This window comes from Aureibaculum sp. 2308TA14-22, assembly GCF_040538665.1.
Taxonomy (GTDB): Bacteria; Bacteroidota; Bacteroidia; order Flavobacteriales; family Flavobacteriaceae; genus Aureibaculum.
In genome coordinates, this window is record NZ_JBEWXT010000001.1 from 313881 (window position 1) to 336514 (window position 22634).

The following is a 22634-nucleotide window of genomic DNA, read 5'->3' on the forward strand; positions in this document are numbered from 1 at the left end:
ATGCAATAAAATCTGAATTATAAAGTTATTAACAAAGTGGTAAAAAATGGTAAAAAGTGGTAAAAATCTGTATATTTGTCATTAAATTTTGCATGAAGTGGTAAACTTAATTGGGACATACGAATGTAAAGCCGATAAAAAAGGCCGATTGATGTTGCCTTCTCAGCTTAAAAAACAACTAAATTCTGTATTGGATGAAGGGTTTGTTATTAAGCGGGCGGTGTTTCAGCCATGTCTAGAAATTTACCCTATGAGCGAGTGGAATATGCTGATGCAAAAGGTAAACAAGCTCAACCGATTTGTAAAAAAGAACAATGATTTTATCAGAAGATTTACAGCAGGTGTTAAAATGGTCGATTTGGATGCTTCTGGCAGATTGTTGATTCCGAAAGATTTACACTCTTTTGCAGGTATTTCAAATGAAGTGGTGTTGTCCTCAGCAGTAAATATTATTGAAATTTGGGATAAGGCTAGTTATGAAAAAGCAATAGATGACGCTACTGGAGATTTTGCTCAATTGGCTGAAGATGTAATGGGCGGCGAAAATGATGTGCCAGATGAATTATCATAATCCGGTATTGCTCTTTGAAAGTGTTGATGGTTTGGAAATTGTACCGAATGGAATTTATGTCGATGTCACTTTTGGCGGAGGTGGACATTCTAAAGAAATTTTAAAAAGATTGGGACAAGACGGAAAACTTTTTGCCTTTGACCAAGATGAGGATGCATTGCAAAATACGATTGATGATGAGCGTTTCACGCTTATTCATGAAAATTTCAGGTTCGCAACTCGGTTTTTACGTTTCTACGGAATAAAAAAAGTAGATGGTATATTGGCTGATTTAGGTGTTTCCTCACATCAGTTTGATGTTGCCGAAAGAGGTTTTTCTACACGTTTTGATGCGGATTTAGATATGAGGATGCATCAAAAGGCTAAAAAATCCGCCTACAAAGTTATTAATGGTTACAGTGAAAAACAGTTAGGCGATATTTTGTTTATGTATGGCGAATTGAGAAATGCAAAAGCATTGGCAAGAGAAATTGTTGCAAGTAGAAAGAATGAGCCAATTAAAACCAGTTTCAAGTTAAAGGAAGTTTTAAAATCGTTTTTACCGAAAAGCAAAGAACATAAAATTCTGGCTCAGATTTTTCAAGCCGTTAGGATCGAAGTGAACGAAGAACTGGAGGCCTTAAAAGAGTTTTTGTTACAGACCGAAAACTTAATAGAAAAAGGAGGTAAGCTGAGTGTAATTTCTTATCACTCTTTAGAGGATAGATTAGTAAAAAGATATATCAGAAGTGGTTTGTTCGAGGGCGAACCAGAAAAAGATTTTTATGGAAATGTTTCGGTTCCGTTCAAAAAAGGAAAATTGATAACACCTTCAGTACAAGAAATTAAAGAAAATAACAGGGCACGTAGTGCTAAATTAAGAATAGCAACAAAATTGTAAATGGCAAAGGCTAAGCAAACATTATATAACATTTTAAAGGGTAAATTTTTGGTAGATGAAGGTGCTCCTAAAAATTGGTATATGCTTGTTTTTTTAGCAGGATTGGCCTTGGTAATGATTGCTAGTTCGCACAGTATTGATCAAAAAGTACAGGAAATAGCGGTTTTAAATAAGAAAATGAGAGAGAAACGCGACATTTTTATAGCCACACGTTCCGATTTGATGAAACTAAAAATGGAATCATCAATCATCAAAAAATTAGAAGAAAAAGGATTGTTCGTTCCTGAAAACCCACCACAAAAAATTGTAGTAAAAGCAGAATAAAAAATTGGCAATAGAAAAGAAAAACATATTAAATAGATTGTATTTGTTGGCGGGACTAATGTTTCTGTTTGCCATCGGAATTACCTATAAAATAATAGACATTCAGTTTGTTCAAGGTAATTTTTATAAAGAAAAAGCAGAAAGTCTTACGGTAAAAGATTTTGTAATAAAAGCCAACAGAGGTAATATTTACTCTTCTGACGGCAGTTTATTGGCTACGTCTGTTTCAAAATTTGATATTCGGATGGATGCTGTTACTGTTTCCAGCGAGAATTTTGAAAAAAATATAAAAGAATTGAGCAAGTCACTATCGCAAATGTTGGGTAAATCGCCAGGACATTGGGAAAATTACATTCGCAAAGCGAGAAAGACCAAAAACCGCTACCTCTTCATAACTCGTAATTTGGGTTATAACGAATATTTGAAAATTAAATCGTTTCCAATGTTCAATTTAGGAACCTATAAAGGAGGAATTATTACCGAACAACGAACAGTAAGAGAGCATCCAATAGGAAAAATAGCTGAACGTGCAGTAGGTTATGACGATTATAGGGGTAAAGTAGGGATTGAAGGTAATTTCTATGAATTTTTAAGAGGCAAAAATGGAAAACGACTGAAACAAAGAATAGCAAAAGGTCAGTGGAAGCCTCTAAATGATAATAATGAAGTGGAGCCAGTTGATGGCAAAGATATCATTACCACTATAGATTTAGACATACAAGATATTGCTCACCATGCTTTGTTAGGGCAGCTAGAAAAATTTGAAGCCGATCATGGAACCGTAGTAGTAATGGAAACTAAAACAGGTGAAATCAAAGGGATTTCAAATTTAGGTCGCAATAAAGAAGGTAATTATTATGAGCGATTGAATTATGCAGTAGGCGAATCTCACGAGCCGGGTTCTACGTTTAAATTGATGAGCATGATGGTGGCTTTGGAGGATAAGGTCATTGATACATCTACAGTCGTTGACACGGGTAATGGAGCTTATAAAGTATATAATAGAACTGTAAGAGATTCGCATAGAGGGGGTTATGGAGAGATAACAGCTGGTCGTGTGTTTGAGGTGTCTTCAAATATAGGTTTAGTTAAGGTTATTGAAAAGTACTATGGAGAAAATCCACAAAAGTTTATTGATGGTTTAAATAAAATGGAAGTAGGTTATAAATTAAACCTTCCCATAAAGGGAGAAGGTGAGCCTACTTTGCCTAATCCTAAAAGCAAAGACAAGTGGTACGGAACCTCATTAGCATGGATGACCCATGGTTATGGTGTACATATGACACCTATGCAAACATTGGCTATTTACAATGCGGTGGCAAATAATGGTGAAATGGTAAAACCACGATTTATCAAAGAAATAAGAAATCAAAATCGAGTGGTCGAGACTTTTGACAAAGTGGTAATCAATCCTAAAATAGCTTCACAAGAAACTATTAATAAAATGAAAGATTTGATGCGGAAAGTAGTGAAACAGGGAACAGCCACTAATATTTATAACGAGAATTATGAGTTGGCAGGAAAAACAGGGACTTGCCAAACAGAATATTGGACGGATAATACACAGTATATCGCATCTTTTGCGGGCTATTTTCCAGCTGATAATCCAGAGTATTCTTGCATAGTAGTAATTCATAAGCCGAACAAAAAAATTGGTTATTACGGAAATGTGGTAGCCGCCCCAGTATTCAAGCAAATTGCACATAAAATTTATACCAAAACACCTGTAATGGATGAGGTAAAAGGCTTTAAAAACAGTCCCGAATTGATAGCTGAAAATTTTGAGAGCTATAATGCCAATGCCAACAAAACTTATGAAACCATGCCCAATCTTAAAAATATGAATGGAATGGATGCTATTGCATTGTTAGAAAATTTAGGATTAAAAGTTGTTTTTAAAGGTTCAGGAAAAGTGATGAAACAGTCTGTAAAAGCTGGTGAAAAATTTGATAAAACAAAAATAGTAGAACTAACACTTTCGTGAAAAAGTTAAAAGACATATTATATAGAGTAGCTGTTGAGGCGGTATATGGTAGTACTGATATTGACGTAAATACTCTTGTTTTTGACTCGCGAAGAGTGAAAAAAAATGATGTTTTTTTCGCCGTAAAAGGTACATTGGTTGACGCTCATCAATTTATTCCTTCGGTAATTGAACAAGGTGCTTCTGTTGTTGTTTGCGAAAATCTACCTGAAAATGCTGATAAAAATACTGTTTTTATCGTAGTCAAGGATTCGCAAGAGGCCTTGGCGATAATGGCGGACAATTTTTATGGAAACCCTTCCCAGCAGTTAAATTTAATTGGAATAACAGGAACTAACGGTAAGACAACAATAGCAACGTTGCTTTATAATCTATTTAAAAAAGCAGGTTATAATGTCGGGTTACTATCCACTGTTAAAGTATTAGTAAACGACCAAGAATTCCACGCAACACATACAACACCAGACTCATTGACTATCAATAAGTATTTAAACTCAATGGTAGAAAATGGTGTTACGCATTGTTTTATGGAGGTGAGTTCGCATGGTATTCATCAAAAACGTACCAAAGGATTGCACTTTTCGGGCGGTATTTTTACCAACTTATCTCACGATCATTTAGATTACCACAACACTTTTGCGGAATATAGAGATATTAAAAAATCGTTTTTTGACGAATTGCCAAAAACAGCCTTTGCCTTGATAAATATTGATGATAAAAACGGTTCGGTAATGCTCCAAAATTGTGAAGCCAAAAAATATACCTACGCCTTAAAAACAGTTGCAGATTATAAAGCTAAGATTTTAGAAAATCAATTGGGCGGTTTGTTATTGACTATAAACACACACGAAGTTTGGTCAAAACTCATCGGGACTTTTAATGCTTACAACATCTTGGCAATTTATGCTACTGCAGATTTGTTGGGCATAGAATCCATAGAAAATTTAAGATTAGTAAGTGAATTGGAAAGTGTAAGTGGTCGCTTTCAATACCTAATTTCAGAGAGCGGCATTACCGCAATTGTAGATTATGCTCATACACCAGATGCATTAAAAAATGTATTAGAAACCATAAGTGCTATTAGAACTTTTAATGAAAAAGTAATCACAGTTGTGGGTTGTGGAGGTGACAGAGATAAAACCAAGCGACCAAAAATGGCACACATCGCTACACAATTATCCAATCAAGCCATTTTTACTTCAGATAACCCAAGAAGTGAAAATCCACAAACGATTATCGAAGAAATGGAAGCTGGTGTAGAACCACAAAATTTTAAGAAATACATATCTATTGTAGATAGAAAACAAGCTATAAAAACAGCCAGTTCAATGGCAGAAAAAGGAGATATTTTATTGATCGCGGGCAAAGGTCACGAGGCGTATCAAGAAATCAACGGTGTGCGTAACCATTTTGATGATTATGAAATCATCACAGAAACATTAAGGGAATTGCAAAAATAAAACACAAAAAAATATAGATGTTATATTACTTATTTGACTATTTAGAAAAACATTACCAATTAGCTGGGGCGAGTTTATTTCAATTTATCTCGTTCAGGTCAGCAATGGCATTTGTATTTTCTTTATTGATTTCTACCATTTTTGGACGCCAGATTATTGATAAACTGAGGAGGCTTCAAGTTGGTGAAACGGTTAGGGATTTGGGCTTGGACGGCCAAGTTCAAAAGGCTGGCACACCAACTATGGGGGGAATTATCGTAATACTCGCTACATTAATTCCTGTATTTCTTTTTGCAAAATTAGATAATGTCTATATAATTATTTTAGTGGTCTCTACGGTTTGGATGGGGCTAATTGGCTTTTTAGATGATTACATCAAAGTATTTAAAAAAAATAAAGACGGACTTAAAGGAAGATTTAAAGTTTTAGGCCAAGTGGGTTTAGGTGTTTTTGTCGGATTGATGCTTTATTTTTCACCACAGGTAGTCATAAAAGAAAAATTAGACAATCCGACAGTTGTACAAACCGAACAACTACAAACTACTAATCCGTCTAGCCTATTTGGCAAAGAAAAAAAGTCCTTAAAAACAACAATCCCTGGGGTAAAAAACAATGAAGTCGATTATTCAAAATTAGTGACTTGGTTGGGTGATGATTATCAAAAATACGCATGGATTCCATTCGTGCTGATTGTGATTTTTATTATTACCGCTGTATCTAATGGAGCCAATTTGACTGATGGTGTTGATGGTTTGGCAGCTGGTACGTCTTCAATAATTGTATTGGCATTGGGTGTTTTTGCTTGGGTCTCAGGTAATATCATCTTCTCTAGTTATCTCAATGTAATGTACATCCCTTACTCAGGTGAAATGACTGTGTTTATTAGTGCATTTGTAGGTGGGCTCATCGGATTTTTATGGTACAACACCTATCCTGCACAAGTGTTTATGGGTGATACGGGGAGTTTAACTGTTGGTGGAATTATAGCTGTAATAGCCGTTTCGGTTCGTAAAGAATTATTGATACCCATATTAGCAGGTATTTTTTTAGCAGAGAATTTATCGGTGATGTTACAGGTAAGTTATTTTAAATATACCAAGAAAAAATATGGTGAAGGAAGACGCATTTTTTTGATGTCACCTTTACATCATCATTATCAAAAAAGAGGCTATCACGAAAGTAAAATTGTAGTCCGTTTTTGGATTGTGGGAATCATGCTAGCGGTATTGTCAATAATTACTTTGAAAATAAGATAAAATGAAGAAGATGGTGGTGCTTGGTGGAGGAGAAAGTGGTGTGGGAACAGCGATTCTCGCTAAAAAAAAAGAGTATGACGTTTTTGTTTCTGACAAAGGAATAATAACAGGTAGGTATAAAAAAGTTCTTTTACATAATGATATTCTTTTTGAAGAAGGAAAACATACGGAAAGCAAAGTTTTTGAAGCTGATGTAGTGATGAAAAGCCCCGGAATTCCCGATAAGGTAGCTCTAGTTCAAGAGTTGATAAATCGAAATATTCCTGTGGTATCAGAAATTGAGTTTGCCTCAAAATTTACCGATGCTATGTTAATCGGTATAACGGGTAGTAATGGTAAAACAACAACTACCATGCTAACACATCATATTTTGAAAAAAGCAGAATTAAATGTAGGTATGGCGGGGAACATTGGCGATAGTTTTGCTTTGCAGGTGGCCAATGAAAACTATGATAAGTATGTGTTAGAACTCAGTAGTTTTCAGTTGGACGGAATCTTTGATTTTGCTCCGCATATTGCGGTAATTACCAATATAGCTCCCGATCATTTAGATAGATATGATTACAATTTTGAGAATTATATCAATTCTAAATTCAGGATAGCCATGAACCAAACGGCCGATGATTTTTTAATCTATGATGCCGATGATGAAGCCATCACAAACTGGCTTGAACGTAATAAAACGAATGCACAGTTACTACCTTTTTCATTAGAGAAATCATTTGATAAAGGAGCATATATAAAAGATAATAACATAATAATACAAACCGAATCAAACATATTTAAAATGAGTATAGCAGCATTAGCATTACAAGGAAAACACAATACAAAAAACGCCATGACTTCTGCCATGATTGCAAAATTATTGGGAGTAAGAGACAATACACTAAGAGAGAGTCTAGAAGATTTTGATAGTGTAGAGCATAGGTTAGAACCTGTGTTAAAAATTAATGGTGTTCATTATATAAACGACTCAAAAGCTACCAATGTAAATGCTGCTTATTATGCATTGGAAAGTGTTAGAACACCTATAGTTTGGATAGTAGGTGGTACAGACAAAGGGAATGATTATACCCAATTGTTGCCCTTGGTAAGAGAAAAAGTAAAAGCTATTATCTGTTTGGGCTTAGATAATTCCAAGATTATTGAAACTTTTGGTAATGTGGTTGATTTTATGATAGAAACCGCGGGTGCAGAAGAAGCGGTAAAAGTAGCTTACAAAGTTTCGGAAAAAGGAGATACGGTGTTATTGGCACCAGCTTGTGCTAGTTTCGATTTATTTGAAAATTACGAAGACAGAGGCAGACAATTTAAAGATGCTGTTAGACAATTATAAATGACAAAAGTTTTAAAAAATATAAGTGGTGACAGAACCATTTGGGCTATCATTGCCGTATTGGCAATATTTTCCTTTCTCCCAGTGTATAGTGCAAGTACCAATCTAGTAGGTGTTGTCGGTAAAGGCACCACCCTAGGGTACTTGCTGAAGCACGCCATGTTATTGGTCCTTGGTTTTGTAATCATTTATGCTACACACAAAATTCCATATAGATATTTTAGTGGTCTTTCAGTGCTTCTAATACCGGTGGTTTTGGTGTTGTTGGCTTATACTTTATATCAAGGAAAAACCATAAGTGGCGTTAATGCAAGTAGGTGGATAAATATTCCTTTCGTTGGCATTGGTTTTCAAACCTCGACATTAGCAAGTGTAGTGGTAATGATGTTTACGGCTAGGTATTTGGCAAAAAATAGGGAAAATAAAATTTATTTTAAAGACAGTATTCTCCAATTATGGATTCCCGTGGGGATTGTGCTGGCATTGATCTTGCCTGCTAACTTTTCTACTACAGCTATCATTTTTTCAATGGTATTGTTACTCGCTTTTTTGGGTGGATATCCACTTAAATTTATTGGAGCTATCCTCGCCACGGGTATTTTAGTCTTTACACTGTTTATTTTGTCGGCAAAAGCATTTCCCGAAACGTTTAAAAACAGCAGGATTAATACCTGGGCTGCACGTATCGAGAATTTTTCGAGCGTAGACGAAGATGCCAACTATCAAGCGGAAAAAGCAAAATTGGCCATTGCCTCGGGTGAAATCCAGGGTAAAGGCCCTGGAAAAAGTGTGCAGAAGAATTTTTTACCACAGTCGTCATCCGATTTTATATATGCTATAATTATTGAAGAGTTTGGTTCTGGAGGAGGTTTTATGTTGATGCTGCTCTATCTCGGATTGTTATTCAGAATTGTAATAGTAGCTACAAAAACGGAAAGTATATTCGGAACACTGTTGGTGTTAGGTGTTGGTATTCCCATTGTATTTCAAGCACTAATTAATATGGCAGTTGCGGTTGGATTGTTTCCAGTTACTGGGCAACCATTACCACTAATTAGTACAGGAGGAACTTCAATATGGATGACCTGTTTTGCCTTGGGTGTAGTTTTGAGTGTAAGTGCTGATAGAGAAGCAAAAATAGTTTCCGATAAGAAAAAAAATGATGATAATCCTTTAAGTGTACTGCATGAAGCCATCGGTTAATATATTGATTAGCGGAGGTGGTACGGGCGGACATATTTATCCTGCCGTAGCAATAGCAAACGAACTGAAAAAACGCCATGCAAATGCCAATTTTCTTTTTGTGGGAGCAAAGGATAGAATGGAAATGGAAAAAGTGCCTCAGGCTGGCTATGAAATAAAAGGGTTGTGGATTTCGGGATTGCAACGCAGGTTGACCTTGAAAAACTTAATGTTTCCATTCAAGTTGATCAGCAGCTTGTGGAATGCGGGCAAGATTGTCAGGAAATTTAAGCCTGATGTGGTTATCGGTACAGGCGGATTTGCTTCTGGACCCACACTGAAAATGGCTCAACGTAAAGGGGTGCCGACTTTAATACAAGAGCAGAATTCGTATCCCGGCATTACCAATAAATTATTGGGTAAAAAGGTGCGTACTGTATGTGTGGCTTATGACGGATTGGAGCGGTTTTTTCCAGCAACTAAAATTGTAAAAACTGGAAATCCCGTAAGACAAGATTTGTTGGAAATTTCAGCCAATGGAAATGAAGCTCGATCATATTTTAAAATTAATAAACAAAAAAAAACGCTATTAATCTTGGGCGGAAGTTTGGGGGCAAGAGCGATAAATCGATTAATTGAAAAGAACATAAAATGGTTAGTAGAACAAAACGTGCAAGTATTGTGGCAATCAGGAAAATTGTATTACCAAGAATACAGAAAGTATCAAGACCTAGAAGGCGTAAAAGTGCTTGAATTTATTAACAGAATGGATTATGCCTACACAGCAGCGGATATAATTATAAGTAGAGCAGGAGCGAGTTCAATTTCAGAATTGTGCATAGTTGGTAAACCTGTAGTATTTATTCCATCGCCCAATGTAGCGGAAGACCATCAGACCAAAAATGCCCAATCGGTTGTGGATAAAAACGGGGCACTAATGCTGAAAGAAAGAGAATTGGACAGGTTTCAAGAAGTATTCGAGAGTTTGTTAAAAGACGAAAACAAACAAAAAGAGTTAAGTAAAAACATAAAACAATTGGCATTACCAAAAGCCACAGAGCATATTGCAAATGAAGTTGAAAAATTAATAAATAGATAAAGCATACTCAAAAGAGTAAAAGAATATGAATTTAAACAGCATACATAACATTTATTTTATCGGAATAGGCGGTATCGGTATGAGTGCCTTGGCTCGATATTTTAGTGCCAATAATTTTTATGTAAGCGGTTATGATAAAACACCTTCGCCAGTTACTAAAGGGTTGGAAGAGTTGGGTATTGCTATTCATTTTGATGATGATATCAAAACTATCTCTGAACGGGTTTTTGATAAGGAAAAGACGTTGATTGTTTATACACCTGCAATTCCTAACGACCATACAGAGTACAACTATTTTAAAGACAGTGGCTATACCATTTATAAACGTTCTGAAATTTTAGGAGCCATTACTAAAAACACTTTTTGTTTTGCTGTGGCAGGTACACACGGAAAAACCACCACATCAACTATTTTAGGGCATATTTTGCATGAAGCAAGGTTGAATGCAACTTCCTTTTTGGGTGGAATTGCAGAGAATTACAATTCAAATCTGATTCTAGGTGGTGATGAAATTAGCGTAGTAGAAGCCGATGAGTTTGACCGTTCTTTTTTGAGATTGTCACCAAATATAGCATGCATTACTTCAATGGATGCTGACCATTTGGATATTTACGGTAAGGAAGAAGCCTTGACGGAATCGTTCAATGATTTTGCCAATCTAGTTTCTGACAAGCTATTTATCCGTAACGGATTGTCCATTAATGGAATTACTTATGGCATTGAAGAAGATGCCGATTACGATGCAAAAAATATAAGAATACAAAATGGGACTTTTGTTTTTGATGTACAGACGCCAACTGAACTGTACAAAAATATTGAAATCAATACGCCCGGAAAACATAATGTGCTAAATACTGTGGTTGCTTTGGCAATGGCCGATAGTTACGGTGTTCCGTTAACTACCATTGCCGAAGCTTTAAAAACTTTTAAAGGTATAAAGCGTAGGTTTAATTACAAGATCAAAACTGATAATTTGGTGCTAATAGATGATTACGCACATCACCCCACGGAAATAAACGCCGTGGCAGATGCGGTTCGCGAATTATTTCCTCAGGATAAAATACTGGCCGTTTTTCAACCACATTTATTCAGCAGAACACGCGATTTTATTGATGACTTTGCGTCAAGTCTGTCCAAGTTTGATGAATTACTGTTGTTGGATATTTATCCCGCAAGGGAAAAACCAATTGAAGGTGTAACTTCGGATTGGTTGTTGGACAAAATTAATATGGAAAATAAACAAATTTCGTCGAAAGAAAATGTAATCAAGAGTATAAAGGCATCAGATGCTAAAATAATAGTGATGATTGGTGCTGGAGATATTGGTGTGCTGATTGAAGATGTTTATCAAAATTTAAAAGAATGAAAAAATACATACCATTCTTAAAAGGTTTGTTACTTCTTGTTTTTGTTGTGTTTCTCTATGGATTTTCATCTACAAGAAACAAGGCTAAGAGAGTGGAAAAAGTGAATATCAATTTTGAAAATGGAGATAATTTGTTCATCACTTATGAAACTGTTAATAAATTGTTAGTACAAAATTTTGGACGACTTCAAAGTCAGCCAAAAGAAAATTTATTTTTGAACAAGATGGAAGAAACTCTGCTTTCTAATGAAATGGTAGAAAATGCAGAAGTTTTTATAAATGTTGACGGTGAATTAGGAGCTTTTATAAAACAAAAGACACCGATTGCAAGAGTAAATGAGAATGGTTTGGCCTATTATATGGATAGTAGAGGAGGTAAAATGCCCTTATCTTCAAATTATTCTGCCAGAGTTCCAATTGTAGAAGGTGTTGAAAATGGTCAACTATCTAATGAGCTATTTAAATTAGCTATGGTAATTTATAATGACGATTTTCTAAAAAAGCAAGTAGTGGGTATAGTACAAAAAGCCAAACAAGAGTTTGTGCTAAAAACAAGAATTGGAAATCAACAGGTTGAATTGGGTTCGTTAGATCAATTAGACCAAAAAATTAAAAAATTAAAAGTGTTCTATCAAAAAGTAATTAACGATAAAACCTTAAATAGTTATAAAACAATTAACCTAGAGTACAACAATCAGGTTGTGTGTACAAAAAACTAAATTATGGAACAAGATAATATAGCCGTAGGACTAGATATTGGAACAACAAAAATTGTTGCCATAATTGGTAAGACCAATGAGTTTGGAAAATTGGAGATACTAGGTATGGGTAAGGCGAAAAGTATGGGTGTGCACCGTGGTGTGGTAAATAATATTACTCAGACCATACAGTCTATTCAACAAGCTGTTGAAGAAGCGGAGAGTGTTTCTAATCATAAAATTGAAGACGTTGTAGTAGGTATTGCTGGTCAGCATATTCGTAGTTTACATCATAGCGATTATATAACAAGACCTAATTCGGAAAAAGTAATTGATGAGTCTGATATAGAAAAATTAATCAATCAGGTTCATAAACTGGTAATGCTGCCCGGTGAGGAGATAATTCATGTGTTACCGCAAGACTATAAAGTTGACGGTCAAGCTGAAATAAAAGCTCCCATAGGAATGTATGGAGGTAGATTAGAGGCTAATTTCCATGTGGTTGTAGGCCAAGTTTCATCTATCAGAAATGTAGGTAGATGTATTAAAAGTGCTGGACTGGAACTATCTAATATTACTTTAGAGCCTTTGGCTTCGTCAGAAGCGGTATTGAGTCAAGAAGAAAAAGAAGCTGGAGTTGCGTTAATAGATATAGGTGGAGGTACAACTGATTTGGCAATTTTTAAAGACGGCATTATTAGGCATACAGCTGTTATTCCTTTTGGAGGTAATGTAATTACCGAAGATATAAAAGAAGGCTGTTCTATTATAGAGAAACAGGCAGAACTGCTAAAAACTAAATTTGGATCTGCATGGCCTGGTGAAAACAAAGAAAATGAAATTGTTTCCATCCCTGGATTACGAGGTAGAGAGCCGAAAGAAATTACCTTAAAAAATCTTTCAAAAATAATTCATGCCCGTGTGGTAGAAATTATTGAGCAGGTCTATTTAGAGATTAAGAATTACGGTCATGAAGAGACAAAAAAGAAATTAATAGCGGGAATTGTCTTAACTGGAGGTGGTGGTGAACTAAAGCATATAAAGCAATTGGTAGAGTATATAACAGGTATGGATACCAGAATAGGTTACCCAAATGAGCACTTGGCAGGAAGCACTGATATTGATTTGTCAAGCCCAGCTTTTGCTACAGCTGTAGGTCTGTTAATGAAAGGTTTAGATGAAAAGAAAAACGAAATAAAAAAGTCTAAGAATAAAAAAGTAGCAGAACAACAACTTGCTAAAGATAAAAAATCGAGCCGTATCGAAAAAGTTGATAGAAAGTCGATTTTTGAAAAATGGGCAGATAAGTTTAGAGAATTTTTAGACAATGCTGAATAGGAGAATAGGATATGATAGAAAGAAAAAGGTAACGACTTACCTTTTGAATGAAAGGCCAGCCAAAGCGGCTGGAATAAATATCAAAAAAATACGATCAAAAGAATAAGAATATAATATCCCAAAAAAACAAAACTATGAGTACTGAATTTGAAAATCTTGCATTCGATTTACCAAAAAACCAATCAAGTGTAATTAAAGTAATTGGCGTAGGCGGTGGTGGAAGTAATGCTGTTAATCACATGTTCAAAAAAGGAGTTGCTGGTATCGATTTTGTGGTTTGTAACACAGATGAACAAGCCTTGCACAATAGCCCAGTAACTACTAAAATACAATTAGGCGTTTCCTTAACTGAGGGTCTAGGGGCAGGAGCCAACCCTGAAGTAGGTGAAGAGGCTGCAATAGAAAGCCTAGATGATATCAAAGCTATGCTTAGTACACGTGCAAAGATGGTATTTATTACTGTGGGTATGGGCGGTGGTACAGGTACAGGAGCAGCACCAATTATTGCAAAGGCTGCAAAAGAAATGGATTTACTTACTGTTGGGATAGTAACTATACCTTTTTCTTTTGAAGGGAAAATGCGAAATGAACAGGCTCAAAAAGGGATTGAGAAATTGAGTAAACATATAGACTCTTTAGTTGTTATCAATAATAACAAACTAAGAGAAGTTTACGGAAACTTAGGATTTAAAGCGGGATTCTCTAAAGCAGATGAAGTATTATCAACAGCGGCAATGGGTATAGCTGAGGTAATTACACATCATTATACACAGAATATTGACTTAAAAGATGCTAAAACAGTATTGTCTAATAGCGGTACTGCCATTATGGGTTCTGCAATAGCTACAGGTCAGAATAGGGCTCAAGAAGCTATTACAAAAGCGTTAGATTCTCCATTATTAAACGATAATAAGATTACAGGAGCCAAAAATGTACTGTTGTTAATAGTGTCTGGTACAACTGAAATTACTATTGATGAAATAGGTGAAATTAACGATTATATTCAGAGCGAAGCGAAGAGCAATGTAGATATTATTATGGGTGTTGGTGAAGATGTTGAATTAGGTGAATCTATAGCTGTAACTATCGTCGCCACGGGTTTTAATAAGGAGCAACAGATGGAAATTTCGCATACTGAGGCTCCAAAAATTGTTCATGATTTAGAACCATCTCAACCATATAATGAACCTGCCGCGAAATTAAGCCCTAATCAACCAATAGTTAAACATACATTGGAGCTAGATGAAGATGAAACAATTGATGAATTTGAACCGGAGACAAGTAATGTTGAGACTAGTCTAGAAACTATTAATGAAATGGATGTTGTTTATGACGAAGTTAACGGTGATGACTCTCTAGACGAATTTGTAATAAATCAAGTAGTTAACGAAGAACTCAAAGAAGAGACAGTTACTGAGACACAGGGAATGTTAACATTTGACCTCCCGTTGACTCCCAAAAGAAAAACTGAAGTAGCGAGCAATGAAGATGAAGTTATAAAGCATTCTCTAAAGGTTACAAGTATTAGAGATATTGAAGTTGTAGAGCCTGAATTTATTGAACCAACCATAACGGCTGATGGGAAAATAAAACATGGCTTAGAGAACTTTATGGTTGATGATGAAAAAAAAAGTAATAAACCAATAGAGGAGGTTAAAGATGAGGAATTGGCATTTAATGTTAGGGTTGAAAAGGAGAACATACCAAATGACAGTATACGAGATGATGAAGAATCTCCATTAAGCCTAACAATCGAAGAATTGCAGAAGAGAGCAAGTGATAGGAGAAAGAAAATGAAGGATTTTAATTATAGGTTTACCAATAGACCAAGTAATAATGAAGAATATCAAACCAAACCCGCCTATAAAAGAATGGGTGTAGATTTAGATGATGTTGAACCATCTTCGGAACCTACAGAAAATAAATCTAGAATATCATTAAGTCCAGATGATAATGATGATATTCAGTTGCGTTCTAATAATTCGTATTTGCATGATAATGTGGATTAATTAGTATTTAGTTTTGTTTGTAAAACCCAAAACAATGTAAAAATTGTTTTGGGTTTTTTAATGTGATTCTAATGCTTGTTTTCTATCTTTGTAGATAACAAATTTTTAAAAAATGAGTTTACAAGGTAAAGTAATGGGAAAACTTAAAGAAGCTATGAAAGCAAAAGACACTGTTGCTTTAGAATCTTTAAGAGCTATAAAATCAGCTATATTATTGGCTCAAACAGAATCTGGTGCTAAGCAAGATCTAACTGAAGCTGAAGAGTTAAAACTTTTACAAAAACTGGTAAAACAACGTAGAGATAGTGCAACGCTTTATCAAGAGCAAGGTAGAACGGATTTAGCTGAACCAGAACTGGCACAGGTTGCCGTAATAGAGCAATTTTTGCCTGAACAAATGAACGAGGAAGACCTAAAAAAAGTTATTGCTGAAATCGTTTCTAAAACTGGAGCTACTTCTATGAAAGATATGGGAAAAGTAATGGGTATGGCATCTAAACAATTAGCAGGCAAGGCAGATGGAAAAACAATTTCAAATGTGGTAAAATCGTTGTTAAGCTAATTGGCAAACAGAATAGTATAAAAGGCCCCGTAGTTCAACTGAATAGAATATCAGATTTCGGCTCTGAGGGTTACAGGTTTGAATCCTGTCGGGGTCACGAATAAAAAGCCCATAAATTAAAATGACAAGTTTACTTAAGCATTTTAATTTATGGGCTTTTTTAAAGCGGTAAACAAGAATTATTTGAAAATATAATCAATCAATATATATAAAAGTATTGTCTAAATACTAATAAACCTTAATGAAAACTATAAATACAGCTATATGTTCTTTCGGAATGAGCGGACAAATATTCCACGCACCATTTGTTGAGCTTAACCCGAAATTTAATTTATATGGAGTTTTGGAGCGTACTAAAAATATCGCTCAAGACAAATATCCTAATATCAAAACTTTTCGAACTTTAGATGAATTGTTACAAGATGATGCCATTGAATTAATAATCGTTAATACGCCTAACATAACGCATTACGATTTTACGAAAAAAGTCATTAAAGCAGGAAAACATGTTGTAGTAGAAAAACCTTTCACAGTTACTTCTAAAGAAGCTCAAGAATTGATTACACTAGCCCAAAAGAGTAACTTAAAAATTTCAGTGTATCAGAATAGAAGATTTACTAGTGATTTTAAAACTGTCAAGAGGGTAATAAACGAAGGTGTACTTGGTGATATAGTAGAAGCCGAATTTCATTTTGACCGGTTTGTACCTGAATTAAGTTACAAACAGCACAAAGAAATACCCACTGTGGGTGTTGGTAATTTATATGATTTAGGGTCTCATTTAGTCGACCAGGCCTTACAATTATTCGGAATGCCAACTGCTGTTTTTGCTAGTTTGGATAGTTTTCGTAAAAACTCAAAAGTTCATGATTATTTTGATGTAAAATTGTTTTACCAGTCACATTATGTTATTTTAAAGTCGAGTTATTTTGTTCGAGAGCCACTTCCTGCCTATAGTATTCATGGTACTAAAGGATCCTTTATTAAAACTCAAGCTGACATTCAAGAAGCTGAACTCCAAAAAGGTATAAAGCCTAATACAGAAGGATGGGGGATAGAACCAGAGACCGAAAGGGGATTGCTTCACATTATGAGAAATGGGAAATCGGTAAAAGAATTGGTTACTACTGAAAAAGGAAATTATATGACCTATTTTGATGGTATGTATAATGCTATCAGAAATGATATGCCAGTACCAGTTTCTGCTTATGAAGGAAAACAGGTTATTGAGGTAATTGAAGCAGCAATCCAAAGCAATAAAGATAAAAAAGTTATCCAATTTTAGCATGAATTATATTATATCTAATAAGAAATCTTCAGTCAATATTTTAGAGAGATAATCTAACAATTCCTCTGCGTTTTCTTTTGTAAAAACCAAAGGCGGTTTTATTTTTAATACATTATGGTCTGGTCCGTCCGAACTCATTAAAATACCATGATCTTTCATTCTATTGACCAAATATTCCGTTTGATTGGGTAGGGGATTCAGATTTGCATCAACGAATTCAATTCCCAAAAATAATCCTTGTCCGCGTACATTACCAATAATTGGAAATTGCTTTGATAGTTTTTTTAGTTCAGACTTTAAAAAAATTCCAACCGATAAGGCATTTTCTTGCAATTTTTCCCTTTTAACTGTTCTCAATACTTCTGTTGCGATTGCACAAGAAACTGGGTTGCCACCAAAAGTATTAAAGTATTCCATGCCATTTGCAAACTTTTTGGCTACTTCTTGGGTGCAGACAACTGCCGCAACAGGATGCCCGTTACCTAAAGGTTTGCCTATAGTTACAATATCTGGTATAGCATTATGTAATTGAAAGCCCCAAAAGGTTTTACCCATTCTGCCACAACCCGTTTGCACTTCGTCAGATATACATAGGCCACCAGCTCTGCGTACCATTTTATACGATTTATCTAAAAATCCATCGGGTAATTCTATTTGTCCACCACAGCTAATTATAGGCTCAATAATAAAAGCCCCAACATTTCGACCTTTTTTGTGAATGGTATCTATCTGTTTATGAACTTCTTCAGCATATTTCTTACCTGTATCCATTCCTCTATATTTCCCTCTAAAAGAATCAGGTAAGGGAATGATGTGTGTATGTTCAGGTTTTCCTTTTCCACCTTTACCATCAAATTTATAAGAAGAAATAGAAACACAGGTATTTGAACTGCCATGATAACCTACTTCAGAAGCTATAATATCTTGCGAGTTGGTATTCGCCTTTACCATTCTTATAGCTAATTCATTAGCTTCACTTCCCGAGTTTACAAAATGTATAACGCTTAATTCGGATGGTAAAGTTTCTAGTAATTCCTTTGCTAAAGTATTTATATTTTCATGTAAATAACGCGTATTGGTGTTTAGCACCGCCATTTGTTCTTGTCCTGCTTTTACTACCTTAGGATGCTCATGACCAACATGTGCTACATTGTTTACTGTGTCTAAATAATTACGACCAAATTCGTCCATTAAATATTGACCTCTACCTCTTACTATTTTTAAAGGGTTTTTGTATTGAAGACTTAAACTTTTGCCTAAATGCTTTTTTCTAAAAATTATTAAATCGTCATTAACAGTTGTTGATTTTTGCTGAAGTATGTTAGATTTTATGAGTGAATTAGGGTCTGGACAAATACTTTTCCATACTTCGATTTGTCTGTAATAAGCTACTCCTGGAAAATCGTCATTGTAATCGAGCAATGATAGCATCAACTGAAAATGGAGATGGGGAGCCCAATTTCCGTTTTCGGGATAATTGCCTAGCTTTCCAATAAGCCCCCCTTTTTTAATCGTATTGCCAACTACATTTTTTGTTGCACTTTCAACAGTTAAATGACCGTATAACGAATAAAAAGTAAATGCTTTAAGCTGATGTTTTAATACCACTAAACCACCATATTCTTTATTGCCAGAATCGTTAACGGCGAATACGACCTCGCTATCAATAAAAGCATGGACAGGGGTTTGGGCTGGTAGCCAAAAATCAACACCTAAATGGATACTTCTACTTTCTTTACCGTGGTTTCCTACTTTGTCATAAGCTGTTGAAGTGTATATGGGTCTTGGTTCTAAATAACCACCTGCAATAATTTTGTCGGGATGTTTCTGTTGAAGTCTGTCAATTTTAAATTGAAATAAATCTAAGTCATTAAAATCGTTTTGATGTCCAATCCATTTACTGGAAACGCTTAAATCAAGGTGATGAATCTTATTTAGATTAACTGTTGGAAATAAATGGGACAACTTAAAATTTTGTTGTTGCATCGATTCTTTAAGTAAATTTTCCTTGGGGTGTGCCGTAAATCCACAAGCTGCTCTAAAACTATAATGTGCAAAATCGGCATTAAGTACGTGCCATTTTTTAAGTAATTCCCAGGCAGGTTTTTCACTAATCAGCAGATATGCATTGTCAGGTTCTTTAACTTTATTAATTGCTGATTTTGTAACCGAAATTACCAATCGCATAGCAATGGCACTATATAAATACTCAAGTTCGTTTTCTAATAATGGAAATTCATTATGGTAGCCTTTAATAATAGGAAGTATAGCATCCAACGGATCATTGTATTCCATTACTGCATATGCACAAGTCACAGCTAGATCGTTAATGGTCTGTGTGTAAATTGCGTCTCCGTAATCTATTAAAGCTTTTACTTTTGGGCTGATTAACTCTTGTGTTACAATAATATTATTATCGTTAGCATCGTTATGAACTATGCTTTTACGGAGCTTATCGTATTCAGATTTATGGTTTTCAAATTTATTTTGAAAACTAATGATAATTTGCTTTTCATCATCATTAAATAGATGAAGGTATTTTTTCGTCCAAAGAGATTGTGAAATGTCCCAGTCAAAATTAAAATGGGCTTCAGGGTGTTTAAAATTAAACAGGGTTTTGGTTAGTAAACCACAATGTTTTCCTAAATTATAGCGTAAACTATCCAATTTTGGATTTACACTACTCCACAATCTTCCGGATATCCAAGATAAAAGCCGAACTTTTCTTTTATTTCCAGAGTCATCCGTATATTCAGCAATAGAATTTCCAGATTTGTCTTTAATAACTTTTGGAGCAATGAGAGAATTATTACTTATAGCAAGATGTTCAAGCAATTTTTGTTGAAAATCAAGCCGCTCATTATTATCGTTAGGGCGAGAAATTTTTAGAATATATAATGGTTTGCCCTCAATATTAATTTTAAAATTTAGATCGATTTCACCTGGAAGGGAAGTTGCTTTTCCAATGACAGTAAAATATTCTAGAAGTATTTTTTCAGCTTCTTGAGTAGTTGTTTTCATTTTATTACTGCTCATTCAAATCTTTAATTAGCTTACGCTCATAACAAATATAGTTATTAAATTCAAGAGTAAACATTCCTGATATTTATCATATTAGGTTAGCTTTTTTTTTATGAAATTTAACTATCGAAACCTTAAAGCTGAAGTATCATGAAAAATAAAGAGCCTGTATCCAAAATTATGACTAAAAATGTAATTACCATTGACAAAAACGAGAAATTGCCTGAAGCGGACAAATTGCTAAGAAAATATAATATAAGACATGTCCCTGTTATAGAAAATGATAAAATAGTTGGTATGTTAAGTTTAACCGACTTGTCAAGAATTAGCTTTGCTGATAATTATGACGACGAACAATCAATTGATGACTCTATTTATAGTATGCTTTCGGTAGCACAGATTATGGCTAGTAACCCAGTAAAAGTTTCTCCAGACACTTCTATTAAAGATGTAGCTTCGCTTTTGGCAAATAAAGAGTTTCATGCTCTTCCTGTTGTTGAAAATCAGCAAATAGTTGGTATAGTCACCACTACTGATTTGTTAAATTATTTAGTAGAAAGATGCTAAAAAATATAAAAAACTCAAAAAAATAGTCCCATTTTGGCAAAATAGTTGTATTATAGCACTAGAAAAGAAAGTAATCTTTAAAAGCTGATTCTCTTTTGGGAGTCGGTTAAAAAAGAAAATTGCTATTTAAAACACCTATTTTGATAGAACTTGTAAGCCTAGTGTTTGGGTCAACTAATTTGACCCGTTACGTTATGTTCCCTAATGTTATGTATGGAGCACAAAGGGCTATGATTGCCGAAAATTTCAGCTTTTATAATAATTTATCTACTATAGATAAACGCTATTTTGAACACAGAGTTTTAAAATTTATTGATGCTCATAATTTTATAGGTAGAGATGGGGTAGTGATTACCAAAAAAATGGAACTTTTAATTGCTTCTACTGCTGTAATGCTCACTTTTGGTATGAGGAGATACTTATTTTCTCAATTCGAAAATATAGTTATTTATCCTAAAAATTACCTTTCTAAAGTTACCAATAAGCGTCACCAGGGAGAAACCAATCCTAGATTGGGAACTATAGTTTTCTCATGGGATAATTTTATGGATGGTATAGAGATTGAAGATAATAATTTAAATCTAGGCTTGCATGAATTAACACATGCCATGCACTTTAGTTTTTTAAGAGAGCAGAGTTTTACTTCGGTTGTGTTTTTAGATCACTTTAAGGCACTTTTAAATAGAATGAAAGATAAGAAATTACAACGTAAAATTGTAAAATCAGGCTATTTAAGACAATATGGTTTTAGAAATCAGTTTGAGTTTTTATCGGTTGTAGTAGAACACTTTTTTGAAACTCCGCATGAGTTTAACCAAAAACTACCAGAAGTCTATACGATGGTAAAGCAAATGATGAATTTAGATACCCTTAAAATGGCATCGAAGCGTTCCGCATAAATTTTTTATCGAAACAGCATTACCAAAGCACCAATCGTAGTAACAATTAAAATAAATCTTCTATAATTAAGGTTCGATATTTTTTTGACTATTAATACACCCATGAAAAAGCCTAAAATTACTGCAGGGATAAGAACTGAATTGACTATTAATGTTTCTTTGCTCACCGTTTTCCATACAAAAAAATGAAAGGGTAATTTAAATACATTAATAATAAAAAATAACCACGCTGCTGTACCAATAAATTCATTCTTAGGTAATTTTATGGCGAGGAAGTATATGTTAGAAATTGGTCCAGCTAAATTTCCTATCATTGTTGTAAATCCTGCTAAGAAGCCAGCAGAGCTTGAAAAAGCAATGTGCGTCGGGATTGTTGATGATTTTCTTTTTTCTGTATAGAACAGAATTAATACCGAGGCAATTATAATTATTGCCATAAGCCTTTTAAATAAAACCTCAGAAATGTCATTACCCACCCAAACGCCAACCAAGACACCAACAATCATCCATGGCATTAATTTTATAATATATTTCCATTGAGCATGCCTATTATAATAAATTACGGCAAAAATGTCCGCAACAATTAGCATAGGCAATAATATTCCAGTTGAGGCCTTTTCACCGAAAACAAAAGCTAAAATGACAACAATTAGAATACCAATACCTTTGATGCCAGATTTTGACAGTCCTAGCAAAAAGACGGCTAACAATACTGATATCCATTGTAATGTGGATAAGTTGTATGAGTTTAATATATCGAGATAGGTCATTAACCGATTAGGTTCTGTAACGGT

General features: G+C 34.5%; 19 protein-coding genes and 1 tRNA gene. 18 read left to right on the forward strand and 2 right to left on the reverse strand.

The window, feature by feature from the left end; genetic code table 11:
* Window positions 1-97: 97 nt before the first annotated feature.
* The 16 genes from mraZ (at window position 98) to U5A88_RS01445 (ending at window position 17350) form a co-directional block, all read left to right on the forward strand.
* On the forward strand, window positions 98-571 hold the full coding sequence (gene mraZ, locus U5A88_RS01370) for a division/cell wall cluster transcriptional repressor MraZ (RefSeq protein ID WP_354203249.1): 474 nt from the start codon (window positions 98-100) through the stop codon (window positions 569-571).
* The gene (gene rsmH, locus U5A88_RS01375) at window positions 558-1451 is read left to right on the forward strand and encodes a 16S rRNA (cytosine(1402)-N(4))-methyltransferase RsmH (RefSeq protein ID WP_354203250.1); all 894 of its coding nucleotides are present in this window, start codon (window positions 558-560) and stop codon (window positions 1449-1451) included. Before mraZ ends, rsmH begins: the two co-directional genes overlap by 14 nt.
* Window positions 1452-1775: an FtsL-like putative cell division protein gene (locus U5A88_RS01380; protein ID WP_354203251.1), complete on the forward strand. Its 324-nt coding sequence runs from the start codon at window positions 1452-1454 to the stop codon at window positions 1773-1775.
* A 4-nt stretch (window positions 1776-1779) separates the two neighbouring features.
* Window positions 1780-3759 carry a penicillin-binding protein gene (locus U5A88_RS01385; RefSeq protein ID WP_354203252.1) on the forward strand — a complete coding sequence of 660 codons (1980 nt, stop codon included), beginning with the start codon at window positions 1780-1782 and terminating at the stop codon, window positions 3757-3759.
* Window positions 3756-5219, forward strand: a complete 1464-nt coding sequence (locus U5A88_RS01390; RefSeq protein WP_354203253.1) for a UDP-N-acetylmuramoyl-L-alanyl-D-glutamate--2,6-diaminopimelate ligase — start codon at window positions 3756-3758, stop codon at window positions 5217-5219. The genes U5A88_RS01385 and U5A88_RS01390 overlap by 4 nt, the downstream gene beginning before the upstream one ends.
* A gap of 17 nt (window positions 5220-5236) precedes the next feature.
* On the forward strand, window positions 5237-6475 hold the full coding sequence (mraY, locus tag U5A88_RS01395) for a phospho-N-acetylmuramoyl-pentapeptide-transferase (protein WP_354203254.1): 1239 nt from the start codon (window positions 5237-5239) through the stop codon (window positions 6473-6475).
* A gap of 1 nt (window position 6476) precedes the next feature.
* The gene (gene murD, locus U5A88_RS01400; protein ID WP_354203255.1) at window positions 6477-7811 is read left to right on the forward strand and encodes a UDP-N-acetylmuramoyl-L-alanine--D-glutamate ligase; all 1335 of its coding nucleotides are present in this window, start codon (window positions 6477-6479) and stop codon (window positions 7809-7811) included.
* A complete protein-coding gene (locus U5A88_RS01405; protein WP_354203256.1) occupies window positions 7812-9014 on the forward strand; it encodes an FtsW/RodA/SpoVE family cell cycle protein in 1203 nt (400 codons plus the stop codon).
* A complete protein-coding gene (gene murG, locus U5A88_RS01410) occupies window positions 8998-10092 on the forward strand; it encodes an undecaprenyldiphospho-muramoylpentapeptide beta-N-acetylglucosaminyltransferase (RefSeq protein ID WP_354203257.1) in 1095 nt (364 codons plus the stop codon). The genes U5A88_RS01405 and murG overlap by 17 nt, the downstream gene beginning before the upstream one ends.
* A gap of 25 nt (window positions 10093-10117) precedes the next feature.
* The gene (murC, locus tag U5A88_RS01415; RefSeq protein WP_354203258.1) at window positions 10118-11458 is read left to right on the forward strand and encodes a UDP-N-acetylmuramate--L-alanine ligase; all 1341 of its coding nucleotides are present in this window, start codon (window positions 10118-10120) and stop codon (window positions 11456-11458) included.
* A complete protein-coding gene (locus U5A88_RS01420) occupies window positions 11455-12177 on the forward strand; it encodes a cell division protein FtsQ/DivIB (protein ID WP_354203259.1) in 723 nt (240 codons plus the stop codon). The genes murC and U5A88_RS01420 overlap by 4 nt, the downstream gene beginning before the upstream one ends.
* A gap of 3 nt (window positions 12178-12180) precedes the next feature.
* The gene (ftsA, locus tag U5A88_RS01425; protein WP_354203260.1) at window positions 12181-13494 is read left to right on the forward strand and encodes a cell division protein FtsA; all 1314 of its coding nucleotides are present in this window, start codon (window positions 12181-12183) and stop codon (window positions 13492-13494) included.
* Between the two features lie 134 nt (window positions 13495-13628).
* Complete coding sequence (ftsZ, locus tag U5A88_RS01430; RefSeq protein ID WP_354203261.1) at window positions 13629-15503, forward strand: cell division protein FtsZ; 1875 nt, start codon at window positions 13629-13631, stop codon at window positions 15501-15503.
* Between the two features lie 112 nt (window positions 15504-15615).
* Window positions 15616-16065, forward strand: coding sequence for a GatB/YqeY domain-containing protein (locus U5A88_RS01435; protein ID WP_354203262.1), 450 nt, complete (start codon window positions 15616-15618; stop codon window positions 16063-16065).
* A gap of 23 nt (window positions 16066-16088) precedes the next feature.
* Window positions 16089-16162: transfer RNA gene (locus U5A88_RS01440), tRNA-Arg, on the forward strand.
* 144 nt (window positions 16163-16306) lie between these two features.
* Window positions 16307-17350 carry a Gfo/Idh/MocA family oxidoreductase gene (locus tag U5A88_RS01445; RefSeq protein WP_354203263.1) on the forward strand — a complete coding sequence of 348 codons (1044 nt, stop codon included), beginning with the start codon at window positions 16307-16309 and terminating at the stop codon, window positions 17348-17350.
* A gap of 6 nt (window positions 17351-17356) precedes the next feature.
* Here the strand turns inward: U5A88_RS01445 and U5A88_RS01450 are convergent, their stop codons facing one another.
* Window positions 17357-20389, reverse strand: a complete 3033-nt coding sequence (locus U5A88_RS01450) for an aminotransferase class III-fold pyridoxal phosphate-dependent enzyme (protein ID WP_354203264.1) — start codon at window positions 20387-20389, stop codon at window positions 17357-17359.
* A gap of 135 nt (window positions 20390-20524) precedes the next feature.
* Between U5A88_RS01450 and U5A88_RS01455 the strand changes: the two genes are divergently transcribed.
* Both U5A88_RS01455 and U5A88_RS01460 read left to right on the forward strand, forming a co-directional pair.
* Window positions 20525-20941, forward strand: a complete 417-nt coding sequence (locus U5A88_RS01455; protein ID WP_354203265.1) for a CBS domain-containing protein — start codon at window positions 20525-20527, stop codon at window positions 20939-20941.
* A gap of 140 nt (window positions 20942-21081) precedes the next feature.
* Entirely contained in the window at window positions 21082-21840 is a 759-nt protein-coding gene (locus U5A88_RS01460) for a zinc-dependent peptidase (protein WP_354203266.1), read from the forward strand.
* Between the two features lie 5 nt (window positions 21841-21845).
* On the opposite strand, the gene U5A88_RS01465 is transcribed toward U5A88_RS01460, so the two are convergent.
* Complete coding sequence (locus tag U5A88_RS01465; RefSeq protein WP_354203267.1) at window positions 21846-22610, reverse strand: sulfite exporter TauE/SafE family protein; 765 nt, start codon at window positions 22608-22610, stop codon at window positions 21846-21848.
* Between the last annotated feature and the right edge of the window lie 24 nt (window positions 22611-22634).

What these genes read in the sequence shown, in the direction of transcription:
- murC (WP_354203258.1), top strand. Translation starts at nt 10,118, where the DNA reads ATGAATTTAAACAGCATACATAACATTTATTTTATCGGAATAGGCGGT.
- U5A88_RS01420 (WP_354203259.1), top strand. Translation starts at nt 11,455, where the DNA reads ATGAAAAAATACATACCATTCTTAAAAGGTTTGTTACTTCTTGTTTTT.
- U5A88_RS01455 (WP_354203265.1), top strand. Translation starts at nt 20,525, where the DNA reads ATGAAAAATAAAGAGCCTGTATCCAAAATTATGACTAAAAATGTAATT.
- U5A88_RS01450 (WP_354203264.1), bottom strand. Translation starts at nt 20,389, where the DNA reads ATGAGCAGTAATAAAATGAAAACAACTACTCAAGAAGCTGAAAAAATA.
- U5A88_RS01465 (WP_354203267.1), bottom strand. Translation starts at nt 22,610, where the DNA reads ATGACCTATCTCGATATATTAAACTCATACAACTTATCCACATTACAA.
- mraY (WP_354203254.1), top strand. Translation starts at nt 5,237, where the DNA reads ATGTTATATTACTTATTTGACTATTTAGAAAAACATTACCAATTAGCT.
- ftsZ (WP_354203261.1), top strand. Translation starts at nt 13,629, where the DNA reads ATGAGTACTGAATTTGAAAATCTTGCATTCGATTTACCAAAAAACCAA.
- murD (WP_354203255.1), top strand. Translation starts at nt 6,477, where the DNA reads ATGAAGAAGATGGTGGTGCTTGGTGGAGGAGAAAGTGGTGTGGGAACA.
- rsmH (WP_354203250.1), top strand. Translation starts at nt 558, where the DNA reads ATGAATTATCATAATCCGGTATTGCTCTTTGAAAGTGTTGATGGTTTG.
- murG (WP_354203257.1), top strand. Translation starts at nt 8,998, where the DNA reads ATGAAGCCATCGGTTAATATATTGATTAGCGGAGGTGGTACGGGCGGA.
- U5A88_RS01405 (WP_354203256.1), top strand. Translation starts at nt 7,812, where the DNA reads ATGACAAAAGTTTTAAAAAATATAAGTGGTGACAGAACCATTTGGGCT.
- U5A88_RS01445 (WP_354203263.1), top strand. Translation starts at nt 16,307, where the DNA reads ATGAAAACTATAAATACAGCTATATGTTCTTTCGGAATGAGCGGACAA.
- ftsA (WP_354203260.1), top strand. Translation starts at nt 12,181, where the DNA reads ATGGAACAAGATAATATAGCCGTAGGACTAGATATTGGAACAACAAAA.
- U5A88_RS01380 (WP_354203251.1), top strand. Translation starts at nt 1,452, where the DNA reads ATGGCAAAGGCTAAGCAAACATTATATAACATTTTAAAGGGTAAATTT.
- U5A88_RS01435 (WP_354203262.1), top strand. Translation starts at nt 15,616, where the DNA reads ATGAGTTTACAAGGTAAAGTAATGGGAAAACTTAAAGAAGCTATGAAA.